Origin of the sequence: Thiomonas sp. FB-Cd (assembly GCF_000733775.1) — a bacterium.
In the GTDB taxonomy this organism is placed as follows: domain Bacteria; phylum Pseudomonadota; class Gammaproteobacteria; order Burkholderiales; family Burkholderiaceae_C; genus Thiomonas_A.
This window is the reverse complement of the sequence record NZ_JPOE01000002.1, coordinates 1,575,412-1,594,278: the sequence shown is the minus strand read 5'-3', so window position 1 is coordinate 1,594,278 and position 18,867 is coordinate 1,575,412. Positions and strand designations below refer to the sequence as shown.

The window sequence follows — 18,867 nt, the reverse complement described above, 5'->3', positions numbered from 1 at the left end:
CCGGGGGGCGAGCGCAAGAAGAGCGGCAATGGGTGCGGGCATGGACACGTCCCTACAATAATCCTTTGTTTCCGGAGTTTAGACACTGTGGTCAGCGTCCGTCCCGATTCCCTGCTCACCCTGCATTACCGACTGTCGGCGCCCGACGGCCCCGACTGGGTCAACACCTTCGGCCATCGGCCAGCCACGCTTACCTTGGGCGCGCACCAACTCGCCCCGGCGTTGGAAGCCTGTCTGCTCGGGTTGGAGGAGGGTGCGCAGGCGCATTTTGAACTTCCACCGGACACGGCATTCGGCACGCATGACCCGGCCCGTGTGCAGCGCATATCGCGCGCCGCACTTCAGAACCATCTGCCAGATGACGTGCACATTGCCGTGGGTGACGCCGTGCAGCTCTCAGGGGTGACATCAGCGAGCGGTGCGTCGGCAGCCGCGACTGTCACCGCCGTGAGTGACGACATGGTGGAGCTTGACTTCAACCACCCGCTGGCTGGCAAGCCTGTTGTGTTCGATGTGCATATTCTGGGTGTTCTATGAGCATCGAGGCAGCTGCAGCGCCACCGGCCATGCTTGATGTGCTCCTGGCAAGCCCGCGTGGTTTTTGCGCGGGTGTTGACCGTGCCATTGACATTGTTGAGCGCGCGCTCGATCTTTTCGGCGCTCCCATCTATGTGCGCCATGAAATCGTGCACAACACCACAGTTGTGCAAAGCCTGCGCGCCAAGGGCGCTGTGTTCGTCGACGACTTGGTCGATGTGCCCACCGGTTCCACCCTCGTGTTCTCGGCGCACGGGGTGTCGCAGGCGGTGCGCCGCGAGGCGGAATCGCGTGGTCTCAAGGTCTTCGATGCCACCTGTCCATTGGTGACCAAGGTGCATGTGGAGGTGGCCAAGATGTGCCGTGAGGGTCTGCATCTGGTGATGATCGGTCATGCCGGCCATCCAGAGGTGGAAGGCACCATGGGCCAGGCTGAGGGCGTGCATCTGGTGCAAACCCCTGAAGATGTGCCGAACCTGCCCTTTCCTCCGGATGCCGAAGTGGCTTACGTGACGCAAACCACGCTCTCGGTGGATGACGCCAGTGCCATCGTTACGGCCTTGCGCGCACGCTACCCGCGGTTGCGTGAACCGAAAAAGCAGGATATCTGCTACGCCACCCAAAATCGCCAAGACGCCGTGAAACTCATGGCGCCGCAGGTCGATGTCGTGATCGTGGTCGGCAGCCCAAGCAGCTCCAATTCCAACCGGCTACGCGAAGTTGCCGCTCGCCTGGACCGCCCGGCCTACATGGTGGACACAGCAAATGATCTGCAGGCGGCATGGCTGCATGGCGCTGCGCGCGTAGGTGTCACAGCCGGCGCATCGGCCCCTGAGCAACTCGTCCAGCAGGTCATCGACCGGTTGCGCGAACTTGGCGCGCGAAACGTGCGCAACCTCGAAGGTGTGGCCGAGCGGGTGCAGTTTCCGTTGCCCAAAGGTCTCGGCGCCAAATCCCCCCAACGGGTTACGGGGTCATCCTGAGCGCAGTGTGCTCGGCCCTTCTAACTTCTCCAATCCAACCCACAGCATTCATGCTCGACATCAACCTGCTGCGCAAGGACATCGACGGCGTTGTCGCTCGCCTGGCCACACGCAAGAGCCCGCAAACCTTTCTGAACGTCTCCCGTTTCGCGGCGCTCGAGGCTGAACGCAAGAACCTTCAGTCGCGCACGGAAGAGTTGCAGGCCCAGCGCAATCAATTTTCCAAGCAGATTGGCCAGCGCAAGGCACAAGGCGAGGATGCCAGCGACTTGATGACGCAGGTCGCTGCGCTCAGGGACGAGCTTGACCGCTCGGCTGCGCGCCTCGAGAGTATTCAGATAGATCTCGCGGAGCTGCTCATGGGAGTGCCCAATCTTCCCTATCCGGCTGTGCCGGTGGGCGAAGATGAGAAGAGCAACGTCGAAGTGCGGCGTTGGGGTGAGCCGCGCGCCTTTGAATTTGCAGCGCGAGACCATGTCGATGTCGGCGCCGCGCTCGGCCTGGATTTCGAGACCGGTGCGAAACTCGCCGGGGCCCGCTTTTCTGTGCTCCGCGGCCCCCTTGCGCGCCTCCACAGGGCTCTCGCGCAGTTTATGCTCGACATGCACACCGAGCACCACGGCTATACCGAGGCCTACGTGCCCTATTTGGTCAGCGCTGAAACCTTGCGCGGTACAGGACAGTTGCCCAAGTTTGAAGCCGACCTTTTCGCCGTACCGAGGGGTGAACTGGGTAACTTCTACCTCATTCCCACAGCGGAGGTCCCGCTCACCAGCTTTGTCCGTGACTCCATCGTCCCGCCCGAGCAGCTTCCGCTTCGCTATGTGGCGCACACACCTTGCTTTCGTTCCGAGGCAGGCTCCTACGGGCGCGACGTGCGCGGAATGATTCGGCAGCACCAGTTCGACAAAGTCGAACTGGTTTGGGTTACGGCCCCGGAGCAATCGGCGCAGGCGCTGGAGCAGCTGACCGCGCACGCCGAAGCCGTGCTTCAGGCTCTGGAGTTGCCTTACCGGACCATGCTGCTTTGCACGGGCGACATGGGCTTTGGGGCGGCACAGACCTATGACTTGGAGGTCTGGCTGCCTGCACAGAATACCTACCGTGAAATATCCAGTTGTTCCAACATGGATGCGTTTCAGGCTCGGCGCATGCAGGCACGCACGCGCAATGCACAAGGCAAGACGGAATGGGTTCACACGCTTAACGGGTCGGGTCTTGCAGTTGGCCGCACGTTGGTGGCGGTCCTCGAAAATTTTCAACGTGCTGACGGCGGTGTCGACATCCCGCAAGTGTTGCAGCCATATCTTGGCGGGCAAACTGCGCTCATCCCGCCTCGGGCCTGATTCTTCCTGCTAAACTTGCACGTTTGCTTGCTTTGGCACGCTGACGGCGTGTACGAAAGCAATCAACACCCTGGAAAGGTGGCAGAGTGGTCGAATGCGCCGGACTCGAAATCCGGTGTACGGTTCTTCCGTACCGTGGGTTCGAATCCCACCCTTTCCGCCAGCGAATCAAGGATTAGGCCGCTAGACAGCGGCTTTTTTCTTGGCATTTGCGGCGTCTTGTGCGGATTTTTCTGCCCGATCATGCCCAAAGCGTCCGCCAGGCGGTCAGCCATCAGGTGGCTATAGCGCTTGGTGCTGCGCGGGCACGGTGGCCTAGCACAGTGCCCAACGTGAACAGATCGACGCCAGCGTTGACCATCTCACTGGCAGCCGATTGGCGCAGATCGTGGAATCGCACGCCAGAAATCTGCGCACACTCCTTCGCCCGAACGATGTCTTTTTGCAGGGTGCTGCGATTGATGGTGATGAGCAGGTACGGCAGGCACCTGCGGATGCGTGGATGAACGGGGACCGCCCGCATGTCACCGCTTTTGTGTCCGCCAGAATCAGCCGGTTGCCATTGACCCTGTAAAGCTCGACCATGCGCAGACCCGAGTAGAACGCTACGCGGAACGCGATGCGGGTACCGTGGGGCTGTAATGCTGTTACGGCAGTTACGGCGTTACAGCGATCGCTGGACGAGCCACGCCTGTCCGACTACACGGCCTTCTTCACCTCATGCATCGTGGCCTGGTAGCCATCTTTCACGCCATGGGCAACGTCGCTGCCAACAACTTTGCCGGCATGCCAGACAGCGTGTCCAGTGTTGGCACCGACCTGTACGACCTTCTTGCCTGCATAAACGGCATCATTCTTGAAACTGTGGGCGAAATTGGTGACCGTCGTGGCATGGGCTGACGTCGCCAAGGCAAAGAGTAGGGCGGACGCAAAAACGTAGTGGGCTTTCATGGAACATCTCCGGGTGTGAGTACGTTCCCCTCGGGGAACGGCGCAGTGCTGATGGCTTGCACCTAATTGCTTTGTGTGCAGTGGGAAAAAAGTGCCAGCCTATTGGAAGATCCTTGTCACTCCGAAAAGTTCTCACTGGCGAACATCCAGCATGGTGGGATCGTCGTCGAAGATCACGACAAATGGCTATGTAGCACAAACTTGGATCATCGCGTACTTCCCGCAACGCGTTGGTCAGTGAGACATCTGACGTGTGAGGTCGTGATCGAAAATCAGGGATTATTGGGCGGTGGAGCGCCAAAGCCGACGCTTAGCGTGTTGAATCACCCCTTACGTGAGCAGCCGAGGTGCCGTAGCCCTGGCAAGAGCAGCAGCCCGCTTCTCCAGTCTGCGACCGCGCTGTTCCTTCGGGTCAAGCGGGAGGGGGCCAAGGCCCTCGCCCATGCCGCAGCAGTTGGACCCACCGAGGAGTTGCTGCATGAAGCGCAGGATGCGGTCCATTTCTTCCCTGGGGTGTCCGTTTCATCGCCTTTCTGGCAGCCTTTCTTTTGCCAGCGCCTGAGCGACTCGACTGGCACTGAGCAGCCAATCGCGCGTGCGAATGGTCTGGGTGAACTCCAGTACGAGACAGCGGTCAACGTGGCCTCTCGACGGGTCGTCATGGCGCTCTCGCGTGGGGCTGCGCCTGGTGCTTTCAAGGCCAGGGTATGACAGACCCAGGTCGAGTAACACGCCTCGGAGTGCCTTGAAAACAGGGCCTCCAGACCGGGTAACTTTCCGAGTACGGAATTTTCTGGTGAGACGAAAAGAGAACGCCATCGAACGATCTTACGGGTTCATTTTGCACGGCGCTGCATCCCGAAGTCCGTGGAGATCGCCCTGTTCTTTAGGCAGCGGCGCGCATGGTCCGAGTGATTAGTTCTTGAACCCGACACGCATGCTGAGCGGCCAGCGGACCTCGCGCCGCATTCCTGGGTCGCCCCAGGTGGTGCGCATTTGATCGACGAAGTGCGCATATGGGGTACGCCCAAGGACTACTTCGGCCTGACGGACAGCGGACCAGGTGTCGACGTAGCCAAGAAGCTGATCAAGCGACCAGTGGGTCGTCATCGTCATTTCGGGCGCCATAATCTCGTCAAAGGGGAAGGGCAACAGGCGATAGCCGGTCTCGACGTGTCGCCTCTCAGGTGGCCAGTACGGTCCGATGACGGTTGAATAGAAGTTTTCCAGTAGGCGACCGGGCTCGCCGGTTGTTTCCGTGATGCCGTACGTGATGAGCGCGACGCAGCCATGCGGGCGCAGAACGCGGCGAACTTCTTCGAAGAACGCTTCGAGATCGAACCAGTGCGCAGCCTGGGCCGCCGAGACCAGGTCCACGCTCGCATCGCCGAGTCGGCTTCGCTCGGAAGACTCCACGCGGTATTGCACGCGCTCATGGCGCGTCGCATTCGCGATCTGCGCGGGACTGGCGTCAGTGCCGATAACCCTGTCGAACTGTTGCGCGAGCAAGGTCGACAATTGCCCAGTTCCGCAGCCGCAGTCAAGGGCAAGCCTTCGCGACGGTGCGACGCTGGCTAACCAGACGACAAGCTCCGGCGGATAAGTCGGTCGAAACCGGGCGTAGTCCGCGGAGCGTTTTGAGAAATGATCATTGAAGCTGTCTGACATGTTCCAGGCCAACATTCCTCGATCGTTGCGGCGATGCTCGGTGCGATTCAGCCACAGCCGTCCCGTCTAACCGATTGTCCTTGGCTGGGTCCGTGCGCGCGACAGACGGATCCTAATTCTTGCCTCCAAGCCGTGAGCCCCAGTCTTGGTCGAGGACGCTTCGCCATTTTGAGTTGGAGTTGAGAAATTGCAAGGAGCGTGACAAATGTCGCACGGTTTTGGATTTCGACGTCGCCAGCGTCTTGCGAAGCTGGCTGGAAAACGTAGCCTACGCATAGCCGACTTCTGTTCCGAGAATCCAATGGACACTGATTTATGAGCGCTCTGCCACGAATCCAGGACGACCAATCCGCGCCTTCACTAGCGCCCAGCGAGTTAGATGCGCCCGACTCATCTAGGCTTGATGTCCTCTGGCATTCGCTTCGGTTTTCTTCCGCAGATCCAGCCAGACACCTCGGCGAGGCTCTGGTCGAACGCGGGTTACTGACGACGCATCAACTATCACAGGCGCTTGCTCTACAGGCACGCACGACTCCCCACCGCACACTTGGTTCGGTTCTGATCAACAACAAAATCCTTAGGCCTGAGCAAATCAACCGCGTCATGGGGGAATGGCTTGGCCTTCGTTTCGTGGATTTGCATGCCATAAGACCAGAGGCAGAGGCATTGCAGCTTGTTCCTGCAGAGTTCTCAGAGCGCGAGTCAGTGCTGCCTCTAATGGTTCGGGAAGGCACACTGGTGGTCGCCGTCGCAGACCCTTGGGACAACAAGGCGATCCTGGATGAGTTGCGTTTCCGGACCAATCTACGAGTGCTTCCCGTGGCTGGCGTGGCGGGGACGTTGGCGCCGGCGATTGCCCGCGCATATCTGCACACGGCATCGGCTGCGGCGGTCTCGACGCAGCGTAGTCTTCAGGAACTGACCGCCGAGCTCGCCCAGAACGACGATTTGATCGTGATGAACGATATTGCATCCGCATCAGACTCCAAGAGCGTGCTCGTTCAATTCGTCAACCGCCTCATTGCCAATGCAATCAAATTGCGCGCATCGGACATTCATATCGAGACGTCCGCCGCCCCCAATCCTGTCAAAATCAGGCTACGTATCGATGGGGATCTCTCGGACTATCTGGAGCTTCCCGGACGCTATAGCTTTGCGATTGTCTCCAGACTCAAAATCATGGCGGATCTGGACATATCCGAGCATCGCAAACCGCAGGACGGCAAGATCGACTTTGCACGATTCGGAGGCGATCACGTTGAACTTCGCATGGTGACCGTGCCCACGGCGCACGGTTTGGAGGACGTCGTACTGCGCTTGCTCAGTGGTCTCAAGCCGATGCCGCTGGAGGATATTGACCTCAGTGCGAGCAACCTTGCGGGGCTACGCGCCGTAATGAAAAAACCGTATGGACTGATCTTGATCTGCGGTCCGACAGGCAGCGGAAAGACGACCACGTTGCATTCCGTGATGCGTGATCTCAACACCGGAAAGAGAAAGATATGGACGGCCGAAGACCCCGTGGAAATCACACAAGAAGGGCTGCGCCAAGTTCAAATCAATGCGCGCATCGGTTGGACCTTCGCTGCGGCCATGCGTACGTTTCTGCGTGCGGATCCTGACGTGATCATGATTGGAGAAATGCGTGATGAGGAAACGGCGCGGATCGCCATCGAGGCCTCGCTCACTGGGCATTTGGTGATGTCGACCTTGCACACGAATTCGGCTGCCGAGAGCATTACGCGCCTGCTTGAGATCGGCATGGATCCCTTTACGTTCTCAGACTCGTTGCTCGCAATCGCTGCGCAGCGGCTCGTGCGACGGCTCTGTACGGAATGCCGAATCAGGGAGCGCTTGCAAAGCATCGAGCGGGACTATCTGGCAGATCTCTACATCAAGAGCGGCGGCGGTAGCGGGATCGACAGGCGCGCACTGATCGCGCGCTGGGCAGGGACGCACGGTGACTCCGAGGGGCATCTTTGGGGATACCGCCGACAGGGCTGCGCAAAGTGTGATGGCACGGGGTACCACGGTCGCCTTGGGTTACATGAACTTTTGGTGGCTGATGAACGCATGCGTGAACTCATTCGTCGCCGTGCTTCAGCGCTAGACATTGTTGCCTTCGGGCAATCGGCGGGCATGATCACGCTACGGCAAGACGGTATTGAAAAGATGTTTGCAGGCTTGACGGATCTGTCCGAAGTGATGGCTGCAACGAATCAGTAGCAAGCGATGTTCGTTCCTCCGTTGGAATCTGAGCGTGATGATGCAATTGGCCCAGTCTTGAGCCACCAAAGACTGGTCCCGCCTTGATGGCCCCGAGCGGCTAATTGCTGGAGGTCAGGCACAACTGCTTCCCAAGATCTGCCATGCTCAACAAGGGAGGAAAAAAGGAGATGAGAGTTTTTAATAGCGCTGGCTTGGAGCGCTCCTGCAATCGCTGTGATGTCGTAAACAAGCGAACGAGCGAGATGTGGGTCACGATGACTTGCGGACTGGTGTTCAACTGGCTCGCCCCAGCGCAAGCGTTGCTGGCGCAACATCGGGCATGCGCTGACTGCTCCTCGCCAAGATGCGCGTCTTGCGAAACGCCACAGCGGGCCGGCCATCAGGAGAGTGACACCTCAGGATACTGCGGCCGGCGGATGGCGGTTAACTGCAGCGCGATTCGCAGGGGTTTGCGTCGCGCACGAATTTCTGAGGAACCGACGGGAGTAGACGATGGATATAGGAACCTTGCTGCACACGATGGTGACGCGTCATGCGTCGGACATGTTCTTGAGTGTCGGGGCACCACCCGCGATTCGAGTGCAGGGTGAGACATTTCAACTTGAGCTGACGGCACTGAGCGCTCCGGACGTCCACGCCGTGGCCTATTCGGTCATGAGCGCCCAGCAGCAAAGGGAATTCGAATCCACGCTGGAAATGAACCTGGGCTATGCCGTGCGCGATGTCGGACGCTTTCGGATCAACGTGTACAAGCAGCGGGGTACGTTGGCAATCGCAGTGCGCTTCGTTCCGCGTGACATTCCGACTGTGCAGGAGTTGAATCTGCCGGCGAAACTCATGGATCTCGTCATGGTGCCGCGGGGTCTGTTGTTGGTTGTCGGGGCGACAGGTTCCGGAAAAACAACCACGCTGGCATCGATGATTGATCACCGCAACAGGACTCGCAGTGGGCATATTCTGACCATCGAAGAGCCGATCGAATTCCTCCACGCTCACAGGAAGTCAATCGTTGATCAACGCGAGATCGGTGTCGACACTTTGAGCTATGCATCAGCTCTGAAAAATGCCATGCGCCAATCGCCGGATGTGATCCTCATCGGTGAGATCCGCGACCTCGACACGATGCGCCAAGCGTTGGCCTATGCGGAAACCGGTCACCTGTGTTTGGCCACGTTGCATGCGAGCAATGCCAATCAGGCGGTCAATCGAATCTTGAACTTTTTTCCTGAAGGCGAGCGAAACCAAGTTCTCGTCGATCTGTCGATGAACCTTCGCGCCGTCATTTCCCAGCGACTCCTGAATGCGAAGGGCGGTGGCCGCATCCCTGCAGTGGAGCTTCTGCTCCACACAGCACATATTGCAGACGTCATTGAGAAGGGCGCCCTTGGCAAGCTCAAGGAGGCAATGGCGCAGGGAGCGGGCGTTGGCATGCAGACGTTCGACGATTCCCTCTATCACCTCTTCAACGCTGGCATGATCTCAATCGACGAAGCGCTGGGTAATGCAGATTCGCGTACGGATTTAGCGCTTCGGATCAGGCTCAATCAGGGTGGTGGGATGGGTGCATTGTCGTCGCTCCAGATGCAGACCGATCCACCAGCGATGTTGTCTTGATGCCGGGTGATGCGAGCGATGAAATGGACATTCTCCGCATCGCGCCTCGGTCTTCGACGGCCGCGTTGTGTCGGGTATAAGACCACGTCGGTTTTGCTCGATAGTCGGGTCAGCATGGCACCGCGGCGCTGAACCTGCTCGCATAGTTTTGATGGGACGGCTCAGCAACTCTCGATGCGTTTGGCGCAAGAAAATGGAGGTACGCGTCGCCACTCCCATGGGGGGCTCTGACGCCGAGTCAGCCTCCAACCAGGGCGCTTAGCGCGCCGATGCGGTTCGGTTCGACGCGTGGTAGAGCTGAATGAGCCGGCTGGTCGATGCGTCGTGGATGAAGATGCCGGTTGTCCCGCTCAGCTCATCGAAGATCGTCTTTGCCAGTCGCTTGCCGAGTTCGACGCCCCACTGGTCAAACGAATTGATGTTCCAGATGGTTCCTTGGACAAAGATCTTGTGTTCGTAAAGGGCGATCAGCGCGCCCAGGCAGAAGGGGTCAAGTCTGGACAGCAGCAGCGTGTTCGAAGGTCGGTTTCCCCCAAAAACCTTGAAGGGCAGCAGAGCCTCAAGTTCCTCGGCGCTCAACCCCTGGTCTTCAAGTTCGTCGCGAACTTCCTCGGCCCCTTTGCCGCGCATAAATGCTTCGCCTTGCGCAAACATGTTGGCCAGGAGAATCTCATGGTGGCCCGGCAGTGAGCCCCTGCGATCGAGCGAGGCAATGAAATCGATGGGCGAAATGTGCGTGCCCTGATGCAGGAGCTGGAAGAACGCGTGCTGCCCATTGATGCCGGTGTCCCCCCAGATGATTGGCGCGGTTTCATAGTCGACGGGTTGTCCATCGCGTGCCGTCTGCTTTCCATTGGACTCCATGTCCAATTGCTGGATGAAGGCGGGAAAGCGATGGAGGTACTGGTCGTATGGCGTGATGACGTGGCTGCCGGCACCGAAGAAATTGATGTACCAAATACCGAGCAAGGCAAGCAAAACGGGCATGTTGGCCTCAAGTGGCGCCGTGCGGAAATGGTTGTCCATGCTGTGTGCCCCGTCGAGCATGGCCAGGAAATTCTTCTCGCCGAGGGAAAGCATGATCGGCAATCCTATGGCGGACCAAAGGCTGAAGCGCCCACCCACCCAGTCCCAAAATTCGAACATGTTTGCTGGGTCAATCCCGAAGTCCGCCACCGCCTGCTGATTGGTGGACACGGCTACAAAATGCCGCGCGACTGCCGCTTCGTCCTGCGCCCGATGCAGAAACCATTCGCGTGCAGTATGTGCGTTGGTGAGCGTTTCATGGGTGGTGAAGGTCTTGGATTCCACGACGAAGAGGGTGGTCTCCGAATGAACCCGACGCAATACCTCCTTCAACTGGGAGCTGTCCACATTCGAGATGAAATGCATGCTCAGGCGTGGGTGCGCAAACGGCTTCAGCGCTTGGCAAACCATGAGGGGGCCGAGGTCAGACCCACCGATGCCGATGTTCACGATATCCGTGATGGGCTGGTTTGTGTAGCCTAGCCATTCGCCCGAGCGCACCGCGTGCGCAAAGCGCGACATGCGTGCGAGCACATCGTTGACCTTCGGCATGACGTCTTCGCCATCAACCACGATTGGCGTGTTGGACCGATTGCGAAGCGCGATGTGCAGCGCTGCGCGATGTTCCGTGGTATTGATCTTGTCCCCGCGAAACATCGCGTTGATCTGTTCCGGCACACCCGCTTCCCGAGCCAACTCGATGAGAAGCGTGAGCGTCTGGTCGGTGATGCGGTTCTTCGAGTAGTCGAGTGTCAGCCCGCTTTGTTCAATCCAATAGCGCTGCGCACGATCGGGGTCGGTCCCAAACAGACTGCGCATGTGCCAATCACGTGCGCGCGTGAAATGACTCCAAAGGGCGCGCCAGGCGGGTAGTTGAGATAAGGTGTTCATGGGTTACGTCATTGGTCCGGGTTTGCTCAGGCGTCAAGGCGCCGTCTGCGATTTCTCAAGCTTCGCTTTGTTTTTTCCAAGACCTCGATGAGAGCAGGGCCGCGCTGCAGTGCGACGCCAACGGCGAGTACATCGATGAGAGTCAGGTGCAGAATGCGCGAAATCATCGGGCTGTAAATTTCCGCATCTTCGCGAGCGTCTGCTAATAGCGCAACAGTCGCCAATTTGGCAAGAGGCGATCCAGGGGAGGTGATGGCCACCACTTTGCAGCCATTGGCAAGAGCAATGCTTACGGAATCAAGCAACTCATTGGTTCGCCCTGAGTTGGAGATCGCGACCAGCACATCTTTGGGGCCGAGTAAGGTTGCCGCCATCGCCTGGATGTGAGGATCCGCGTAGGCCACCGACGGGATGTCAAACCGAAAGAATTTATGCTGGGCATCGGCGGCGATGATGCCCGAATTGCCCAGGCCATGGAACTCAAGGCGTCGCGCGTTCGCAATCAAATTGATGGCATATTCCAGGCTTTGAGGGCTGACTTCGTTGCGGCATTTGAGCAATGCCGAGATCGCGTTGTCGAAGACCTTGGCCGAAATTTCCGGAATCGTATCTTCGGGCCGCACGTTTGCGTGCACATAGGGCACGCCACCGACAAGGCTACCCGCCAATTTGAGTTTCAGATCCTGAAGGCCGGAGCATCCGACCGAGCGAGAAAAGCGGATGACCGTTGGCTGGCTCACACCAGCGTTGCGAGCGATGTCGGCGACCGCTGCTTGCACAAACTCGTTCGGCTGTTGGAGCACGATATCGGCCACTTTGCGCTCAGCCGGCGTGAGTTGCGTGTATTGATTGCGGATGCGATCAAGCATGCGCGGCGCGCTCCAGGTGTTCGTCAAGGGCACTTGCCGCCCCGATCAAGGACGGCCATGCGCATGTGATCACGAAAACGGGGATAGCGGCAAGATACTTCGAGAATCTGCCCTTGTTTTGGAAGCGACTCCGAAACGGAGAGCGTGCAAAATACTCGCCGAACTTCGGGACGATGCCTCCGCCGACATACACTCCACCTTTCGCGCCAAGGATTAGCGCAAGATCCCCGGCAACTGTGCCGAGCGCGCCACAGAACATGTCAATAGCATCGCGGCACAGAGCATCGTGCCCTTCAAGCCCGCGTCGGCTGATTTCTGCCGCAGGTAGAGGCTGAAAGGAAACACCCGCGCGCGTGCTAAGCCATTCGTGGATGAGTTGCAGGCCCGGCCCAGACAGGATCCGCTCAGCCGACACGTGGCCGTGACGGGCATGCGCGAAACGCCAGAGGTCAATCTCTTGCTCGTCGAAGGGAGTGAAGCTGACGTGGCCCCCCTCGCCAGCCAGCGCGCCCACGGCGCCTCCCGATGCAGGAATGAGCCCAGAAATGCCAAGCCCCGTTCCTGCTCCAAGCAAACCTATGGCGGCGTTCGCCACGCTTGCTGTGCCGCCAACCTGGACCAGATCCTTTTGCGGAAGGTGGGGGAGAGACAGGGCGAGAGCCGTGAAGTCGTTCATGACCAAGAGGGTTGAAAGCCCCATCGCTTCCCGGGTCGCTTCAATCGAGAAGGCCCAATCATGGTTTGTCATCTGAACCCAGTCCCCGTGCACCGGGTTAGCAATGCCAATGGCCGCGTGTCGCACCGCAGGCCTTCCGACCGCGGCGAGATAGCTGCGCACCGCCGCGTCGAAGGTCGGATGCTCGGCACAGGCCATAACCCGGATGTCCGCCAGGCCGCGCTCAGTCTGGAGGGCAAAGCGTGCATTGGTTCCGCCGATATCGGCGACTAGGCGGGGGTAACGATTATCGGGTCCAGTAGGCATCGAAGGGCGTCAGGGTCTGGTGGATCAGCAGGCTGATGGGAAGGCTCGCGGTAGGTGCCAAACAGGCTCGATCAAAGATCTCACGCTTGCGCTTGCCGCTGAGTGCGACGAGCAGGTGGCGGGCTTTGAGAAGCGCGGCCAGAGTCAGACTGATACGCAAATGTGGTGCTGTCGTCGGGGTGACCGCCATATAAGCATTCGGGTTGTGCGGATCGAGGCCGAGCGGAAGCTCAGGCGCATGGGGAAACAACGACGCCGTATGGCCGTCCTCGCCCATCCCGAGCACGGCCACGGTAATGGGCTGTGCCTGGACGTTGGCTTGGAGCACGCAGCGCATGAGATCTCCTGGATGCGTGATGAGACCCCGAAAAGGCGCCTTCGCTGCGCGAGCCCTGAGCAGATGCCGACGCACAAGATTCTCGTTGCTGTCGTCGTCATCGGTCGGGACGAAGCGTTCGTCCACCAAAGTGACGAGAATTCGTGGCCAGTCGATTGGGGTCTCGGATAACGCATGAAAAAGCCTGATTGGCGAGCGGCCCCCGGATACAGCCAATACAGCATGTCCCTGGGCGGCAATCGCGTCGGCAAGGTTCGACGCAATGCAATCGACCATGGCGCACACCAGGCTCTCATCATCGGGGTACTCCGTGAACATCGGCTTACAACTCCTCGTGCCAGGAGACTCCATCACGCGACAAAAGAGCGCTGGAGGCCGCTGGACCCCATGTGCCCGCCGTATAAGACTTCGGAGCTTCGTTGCTGCGGGCCCAGCTCTCAAGAATCGGCTCGACCCAGCGCCACGCCTCAGCGAGTTCATCGCGGCGCATGAACAGCCCCAAATGGCCTCGGATTACGTCAAGGAGCAAGCGCTCATAGGCATCGGCTCTGCGCGTTCGGGATGTCGACTCGAAATCAAGATTGAGAAATGTCGGCTGAAGCCGCATGCCATCGCCTGCCTCCTTGGCGAGAAAATGCAGGCGGATGCTTTCGTCCGGTTGCAGGCGAATGACCAGCCTGTTGGCGACGCGCTGGGGGTCGGGTCCCGCAAACAGGGATAGCGGCACACCGCGGAAGTTGATGACGATCTCGGCGAGTCTCTCCTGCATGCGTTTGCCCGTGCGCAGAAAGAATGGGACGCCTGACCACCGCCAGTTCGCAATCTCCGCTTTCACGGCCACGAAGGTCTCCGTGACGCTCCCCGGCGGAATATTGGGCTCTTGGAGATAGCCGACGACCGGCTTGCCATCGACGGCGCCGGACCGGTACTGACCGCGCACTGTCTTGCGTACAACATCGGATTCACTAAAAGGCTTGAGTGCCTTGAGAACCTTGAGTTTTTCGTCACGGATTGCGTTTGCCTCAAGGCTGGCGGGCGGCTCCATGGCGACCATGCACAGCAACTGCAGAAGGTGGTTCTGCATCATGTCGCGCAGAGCCCCTGTCTTGTCGTAGAAGTCACCCCGTCCTTCAACTCCCAAGTCTTCAGCGATCGTGATCTGGACGTTGTCCACCCAGTCGCGGCGCCAGAGAGGTTCGAACAGAACGTTGCCGAAGCGGATGGCCATCAGATTTTGGACAGATTCCTTGCCGAGGTAGTGGTCGATCCGGTACAGCTGATTTTCGTCGAAGTATTGGGCCACAGCAGCGTTGATGGCATTCGATGAGGCCAAATCATGGCCCAATGGTTTCTCCAGAACGACTCGCACCCCAGGGTGATTCAGCCCAACACGGGCAAGTTGTTCGCAAATTCCTGCAAACAGTTGTGGGGCGGTGGCGAGGTAGCACACAGTCACGCGCTGGGGGTCGTGGACCGGGAATTGGGCTAAGGGCGCGAAGTCCTGCGGATGTTCCGCGTCAAGTTTTAGATAGCTGATGCGATCGATGAAGGTGTTCCACGCATCAGCAACCCAATCCGCCCCGACGTGCGGGCGCGATTGCGATTCGACCTGGGCAACGTAGGCTTCTCGCTCGAAATCCTTGCGCCCAAGAGCCAGAATGCGCCCCTCGGGATGAAGTGCCCCTGCCTTGTGCGCCTGATACAGAGCCGGAAGAAGCTTGCGCATGACCAGATCGCCCGTGCCGCCGAACAGAATCATGTCAAAGGGAGGCGTCGTCGTCATGGAGGAGCTCATAAGGGTTGTTGACAAGAAGGTTAGCGCATAGTGTATGTAGCAAAACTACATCAAGTCAACACCGCGCGCTTGGGGCCTTCCTGAGACATTTGGGAAAGACGTCGACAGATAGGTGTGCGACGAAAGCTTCTAACACAATGAAAAAACAATATAAAATAGAATCGCAAAAATAGTTGATCGTCATCGGCCGTTGGCGTGCACGCTGATAGAATAGAAAAACGTAATGATATTTCAGTCATAAGATCGCCAAACCATCGTTCAGGACACCCTATGCATCCCGTTCTCAGCCAGGTCACGGCGCGCATCACAGAGCGCAGTCGCATTCGTCGAGCCGCTTATCTCGAAGGAGTCAGAGCGGCGATTGGCACCAAGGTCGAGCGCAGCCTTCTGTCCTGCACGAACTTGGCGCACGCTATGGCGGCCATGCCGGCGGGGGACAAAATCATGCTGAAGGAAGTTAAGACTGCGGCACGTCCAAATCTTGCCATCGTTTCGGCCTACAACGACATGCTCTCAGCCCACCAGCCTCTCGGCGGATTTCCATCGCTGATCAAGCAGGCAGCAAATGCGGTGGGTGCGACGGCGCAGTTTGCTGGCGGTGTGCCCGCGATGTGCGATGGTGTGACTCAAGGCCAGGCGGGAATGGAGTTGTCGCTGTTCTCACGTGATGTCATTGCGATGGCAACGGCTGTGGCCCTGAGCCACCAGATGTTCGACGCGGCACTCTATCTGGGGGTCTGCGACAAGATTGTTCCGGGTCTTTTGATCGGCGCATTGACGTTTGGTCATCTGCCTGCCATTTTTGTCCCGGCCGGACCCATGACGACCGGCATGCCCAACAGCGATAAGGCGCGAATTCGGCAGCTCTACGCCGAGGGCAAGGTCGGGCGGGAAGAGCTGCTGGAGGCGGAATCCAAGTCTTACCACGGGCCCGGGACCTGTACCTTTTACGGCACTGCCAACTCCAATCAGATGCTCATGGAGATTATGGGGTTGCATCTACCCGGATCGGCTTTCGTGAACCCCGACACGGCATTGCGCGGCGCATTGACAAAAGCTGCTGCGCGGCGTGCCGTAGCGATCTCGGCTGAAGGCGAGTGTTTCACTCCAATTGGCGAAATGCTCGATGAGCGCTCAATCACCAACGGTATCGTCGGCCTCCTGGCAACGGGGGGATCGACGAATCACACCATTCATCTCGTCGCCATTGCACGTGCGGCGGGCATCGAAATCAATTGGACTGACTTTGATGATCTCTCGAAGGTGGTGCCGACACTCGCACGTGTATACCCGAATGGTCAGGCAGACATCAATCATTTCCAGGCTGCAGGTGGGATGGGCTTCGTCATCCGGCAGTTGCTGCAGGGTGGACTGCTGCATGCGGAGGTCAATACAGTCGTTGGCCCGGGCATCGATCGCTACACGCAGGAGCCGTATCTTGATGGCGAGCACATTCGGTGGCGCGATGCGCCTGCAACATCGATGGACGCCGATGTGGTGCGCAGTTACCAGGCTCCGTTCGCTCCGGACGGTGGGCTGCGATTGATGACGGGAAACCTTGGCCGCGCGATCATCAAGGTTTCCGCGGTTAAGCCCGAGCATCGCGTGGTGATGGCATTGGCTCGTGTGTTTGATGACCAGAACGAGCTTTTGGACGCCTTCAAGCGCGGCGAGCTGGAGCGAGATATGGTGGCCGTGATTCGCTTTCAGGGGCCAAGGGCGAACGGCATGCCCGAGCTTCACAAGCTCACGCCGACGTTAGCCGTTTTGCAGGAAAGAGGATTCAAGGTTGCGCTGGTGACCGACGGGCGCATGTCCGGTGCGTCAGGCAAAGTTCCTGCGGCCATTCATGTCACGCCTGAAGCCGCCAGTGGAGGAGCCTTGGCCAAGGTTCGTACAGGCGATCTGATCATGGTCGATGCCGAGCGTGGCATTCTTCAGGCATTGGTGGCGCCGGATGATTGGGATGCTCGTCAACCCGAGTCGGTGGATCTGTCTTCGAATCAATATGGTGTAGGCCGCGAGTTGTTCGCGGTCTTTCGTGCCAACGCCGATGGCGCCGAGCAGGGTGCCGCGTGTTTCCAACATCCGCAATGGAGCTCTTGCTAAATCATGAATGCCCTCGAACTTCTGCTTGAAGGACCGGTGATGCCTGTCATCGTGGTGCGAGACGCCGCGTCTGCGGTGGATCTGGCCATTGCACTCACCTCTGGAGGCGTCAGAACCCTGGAAGTTACGCTGCGAACATCAGCCGCCTTTGCAGCCATTCGCCTCATACGCGACGCGGTTCCGGATGCCATCGTCGGGGCGGGCACAGTCCTCAATCGTGCGCAGTGGGAACGAGCAGTTGACGCGGGTGCCCAATTTGGCGTGAGTCCGGGTTTGACGCCTGAAGTTGCTTCAGCGGCGCGAAGCGCAAACTTGCCTTTTCTACCAGGAGTCGGCACTGCTACCGAAGCGTTGCGTGCACACGATGAGGGATTTTCCGTGCAGAAGCTCTTTCCAGCGGAAGCAATTGGGGGACGCTCATTGTTGAAGGCGCTTTATGGGCCCTTTCCCGATCTTCGGTTTTGTCCGACGGGCGGAATCAATCCGGAAAATGCGTTGGACTATCTCGCATTGCCGAACGTTGTTTGCGTTGGCGGGTCGTGGCTGGTTCCGGACGATGCAGTCGAAAGTCGCGATTGGTTGCGGATCACGCGCTTGGCCCAAGCTGCGGCGGGGATGCGGACGGCTCCCACCCGATAGATAGTTAGCACGGCCTGAGTGCCGACGCGAAGGCAGGCTTGGGCTGGCGCCTGATCACTAGACCCTGTCCAGCCGGATCACGGGGTATTCTTCTGTATCTTGGTTATTGCGCTGGGTCCGGCATACGCCGGCGCAGATGACCGCGCACGCCCAAGCATGGTGAGTGGATGAACTCTCCCGTCGCTCAACACGAGGCGTTGAGGCGGCGTTTCCCACTTCAGCGCCACGAGCTGAACCGCATTGCTGCCATCCGGACTGTCCATGGTCTGCGTGGGCGTGACTTCGGATCGTTCCACCCGGGCTGTGTCCGGCGCACCGGCATCGTGCGCTTGCGGTCGCGCGGCAGAGCAGCGAGCCGCGTCGGGACGTCCACGATTGGTCGCCAGATTTCGCCGTTGGCGATAATCGGCTCGGCGGTTTGCGCCAATCAGGAAAACGCGGTGGGCTAAGCGAGGTGACTCAGTAGCAAACTCGCAGTCGCATTGTTGGTTGCGCAGGGAACGTTGTGAACATCGCAAGCGCGCAGAAGGGCATTGATATCGGGTTCATGCGGTTGTGCGGTCATCGGGTCGCGTAGGAAGACAACCAGGTCGACCATTCCTTGGGCGAGCCGAGCCCCAATCTGCAAGTCGCCGCCGAAAGGCCCGCTGAGCAAGCATTCGACCTCGAGTCCGACCTCCTTATGTAGTCTGCTTCCAGTGGTTCCAGTCGCGAGCAGAAAATGCTTGCGCAACTGTGGCGCGAAGGTTTTGGCCAACGTGACGATTGCGTCCTTCCTTGCATCATGGGCGATTAAGGCGATGTTCATGCAGATCCCGCGTAATAGTGGTCAGGATGTGCCGCTGCGCGCGGCACACGGCCGTGAAAAGCGGACGGTTGGCAACGGCAGAC

At 59.0% G+C, this 18,867-nt stretch carries 17 protein-coding genes and 1 tRNA gene; 9 read left to right on the top strand and 9 right to left on the bottom strand.

Features of this window, described 5'->3' with window-relative positions; genetic code table 11:
* Positions 1 to 87 precede the first annotated feature (87 nt).
* From CD04_RS0107775 to CD04_RS0107760, 4 genes are all read left to right on the top strand, one after another.
* A complete protein-coding gene (locus tag CD04_RS0107775) occupies positions 88 to 537 on the top strand; it encodes a peptidylprolyl isomerase (protein ID WP_031405629.1) in 450 nt (149 codons plus the stop codon).
* Positions 534 to 1,520, top strand: a complete 987-nt coding sequence (ispH, locus tag CD04_RS0107770) for a 4-hydroxy-3-methylbut-2-enyl diphosphate reductase (RefSeq protein WP_031405627.1) — start codon at positions 534 to 536, stop codon at positions 1,518 to 1,520. The genes CD04_RS0107775 and ispH overlap by 4 nt, the downstream gene beginning before the upstream one ends.
* 50 nt (positions 1,521 to 1,570) lie before the next feature.
* Complete coding sequence (serS, locus tag CD04_RS0107765) at positions 1,571 to 2,866, top strand: serine--tRNA ligase (RefSeq protein ID WP_031405625.1); 1,296 nt, start codon at positions 1,571 to 1,573, stop codon at positions 2,864 to 2,866.
* 72 nt (positions 2,867 to 2,938) lie between these two features.
* A tRNA-Ser gene (locus tag CD04_RS0107760) sits at positions 2,939 to 3,029 on the top strand.
* Between the two features lie 111 nt (positions 3,030 to 3,140).
* On the opposite strand, the gene CD04_RS22535 is transcribed toward CD04_RS0107760, so the two are convergent.
* Complete coding sequence (locus CD04_RS22535; protein WP_051849019.1) at positions 3,141 to 3,389, bottom strand: tyrosine-type recombinase/integrase; 249 nt, start codon at positions 3,387 to 3,389, stop codon at positions 3,141 to 3,143.
* Positions 3,390 to 3,565: 176 nt separating this feature from the next.
* Positions 3,566 to 3,817 carry a hypothetical protein gene (locus CD04_RS0107750; RefSeq protein ID WP_031405623.1) on the bottom strand — a complete coding sequence of 84 codons (252 nt, stop codon included), beginning with the start codon at positions 3,815 to 3,817 and terminating at the stop codon, positions 3,566 to 3,568.
* A 318-nt stretch (positions 3,818 to 4,135) separates the two neighbouring features.
* Between CD04_RS0107750 and CD04_RS0107745 the strand changes: the two genes are divergently transcribed.
* Positions 4,136 to 4,528, top strand: coding sequence for a hypothetical protein (locus tag CD04_RS0107745; protein WP_156030178.1), 393 nt, complete (start codon positions 4,136 to 4,138; stop codon positions 4,526 to 4,528).
* A 204-nt stretch (positions 4,529 to 4,732) separates the two neighbouring features.
* On the opposite strand, the gene CD04_RS0107740 is transcribed toward CD04_RS0107745, so the two are convergent.
* On the bottom strand, positions 4,733 to 5,485 hold the full coding sequence (locus CD04_RS0107740; protein ID WP_031405620.1) for a class I SAM-dependent methyltransferase: 753 nt from the start codon (positions 5,483 to 5,485) through the stop codon (positions 4,733 to 4,735).
* Positions 5,486 to 5,800: 315 nt separating this feature from the next.
* Here CD04_RS0107740 and CD04_RS0107735 point away from each other — a divergent pair, with 315 nt between their 5' ends.
* Both CD04_RS0107735 and CD04_RS0107730 read left to right on the top strand, forming a co-directional pair.
* Positions 5,801 to 7,711, top strand: a complete 1,911-nt coding sequence (locus tag CD04_RS0107735) for a GspE/PulE family protein (protein ID WP_038167592.1) — start codon at positions 5,801 to 5,803, stop codon at positions 7,709 to 7,711.
* A gap of 495 nt (positions 7,712 to 8,206) precedes the next feature.
* Positions 8,207 to 9,328: a PilT/PilU family type 4a pilus ATPase gene (locus tag CD04_RS0107730; RefSeq protein WP_031405616.1), complete on the top strand. Its 1,122-nt coding sequence runs from the start codon at positions 8,207 to 8,209 to the stop codon at positions 9,326 to 9,328.
* 258 nt (positions 9,329 to 9,586) lie between these two features.
* Here CD04_RS0107730 and pgi read toward each other — a convergent pair whose 3' ends face one another.
* From pgi to zwf, 5 genes are read right to left on the bottom strand one after another with little or no spacing between them, the layout of a single operon-like run.
* Positions 9,587 to 11,245 carry a glucose-6-phosphate isomerase gene (pgi, locus tag CD04_RS0107725; RefSeq protein ID WP_031405614.1) on the bottom strand — a complete coding sequence of 553 codons (1,659 nt, stop codon included), beginning with the start codon at positions 11,243 to 11,245 and terminating at the stop codon, positions 9,587 to 9,589.
* A gap of 26 nt (positions 11,246 to 11,271) precedes the next feature.
* Entirely contained in the window at positions 11,272 to 12,114 is an 843-nt protein-coding gene (locus CD04_RS0107720; protein ID WP_031405612.1) for an SIS domain-containing protein, read from the bottom strand.
* A complete protein-coding gene (locus CD04_RS0107715) occupies positions 12,107 to 13,096 on the bottom strand; it encodes a glucokinase (protein ID WP_031405610.1) in 990 nt (329 codons plus the stop codon). Before CD04_RS0107715 ends, CD04_RS0107720 begins: the two co-directional genes overlap by 8 nt.
* Positions 13,077 to 13,751, bottom strand: coding sequence for a 6-phosphogluconolactonase (gene pgl / locus CD04_RS0107710; RefSeq protein WP_031405608.1), 675 nt, complete (start codon positions 13,749 to 13,751; stop codon positions 13,077 to 13,079). The genes CD04_RS0107715 and pgl overlap by 20 nt, the downstream gene beginning before the upstream one ends.
* A 4-nt stretch (positions 13,752 to 13,755) precedes the next feature.
* A complete protein-coding gene (zwf, locus tag CD04_RS0107705; RefSeq protein ID WP_031405606.1) occupies positions 13,756 to 15,216 on the bottom strand; it encodes a glucose-6-phosphate dehydrogenase in 1,461 nt (486 codons plus the stop codon).
* 282 nt (positions 15,217 to 15,498) lie between these two features.
* On the opposite strand from zwf, the gene edd reads away from it, so the two are divergent.
* Together edd and CD04_RS0107695 are read left to right on the top strand one after the other, a co-directional pair.
* Positions 15,499 to 17,337, top strand: a complete 1,839-nt coding sequence (gene edd / locus CD04_RS0107700) for a phosphogluconate dehydratase (protein WP_031405604.1) — start codon at positions 15,499 to 15,501, stop codon at positions 17,335 to 17,337.
* A gap of 3 nt (positions 17,338 to 17,340) precedes the next feature.
* Positions 17,341 to 17,976, top strand: coding sequence for a bifunctional 4-hydroxy-2-oxoglutarate aldolase/2-dehydro-3-deoxy-phosphogluconate aldolase (locus CD04_RS0107695; protein WP_031405602.1), 636 nt, complete (start codon positions 17,341 to 17,343; stop codon positions 17,974 to 17,976).
* Positions 17,977 to 18,421: 445 nt separating this feature from the next.
* Here CD04_RS0107695 and CD04_RS0107685 read toward each other — a convergent pair whose 3' ends face one another.
* Positions 18,422 to 18,784, bottom strand: a complete 363-nt coding sequence (locus CD04_RS0107685; RefSeq protein WP_031405597.1) for a methylglyoxal synthase — start codon at positions 18,782 to 18,784, stop codon at positions 18,422 to 18,424.
* Between the last annotated feature and the right edge of the window lie 83 nt (positions 18,785 to 18,867).